The organism is Ochrobactrum sp. SFR4, assembly GCF_019730395.1.
Taxonomy (GTDB): domain Bacteria; phylum Pseudomonadota; class Alphaproteobacteria; order Rhizobiales; family Rhizobiaceae; genus Pseudochrobactrum.
Genome location: NZ_JAAPBB010000919.1, coordinates 1 through 262 on the forward strand (window position 1 = coordinate 1; position 262 = coordinate 262).

Consider the following 262-nt stretch of genomic DNA (forward strand, 5'->3'; position numbering starts at 1 on the left):
GTGTGTTTAGAGCCTGGACTGTTAGCTGACGGCACTGAAATTGCGTGTCGTAAATGCTGGCAATGCATGGAGACTAAAATCGATGATTGGGTCGGTCGATGCGTTGCCGAAAATAAAACAGCCATAGCAGCACATTCAATTTCCCTGACATATGGAAGGGATGAAAATGACAGTGTAGATCACTTACATGCTGCATGGCTTACCTACTCGGATGTACAGAAATATTTCAAACGTCTCCGCAAAGCGAAATATAAATTTCGAT

1 protein-coding gene is annotated in these 262 nt (G+C 43.1%); it reads left to right on the forward strand.

Annotation, left to right across the window (positions count from 1 at the left end):
• Window positions 1-66: 66 nt before the first annotated feature.
• On the forward strand, window positions 67-262 hold a 196-nt coding region (locus HBA93_RS21775), incomplete at its 3' end, for a hypothetical protein (RefSeq protein ID WP_221724636.1).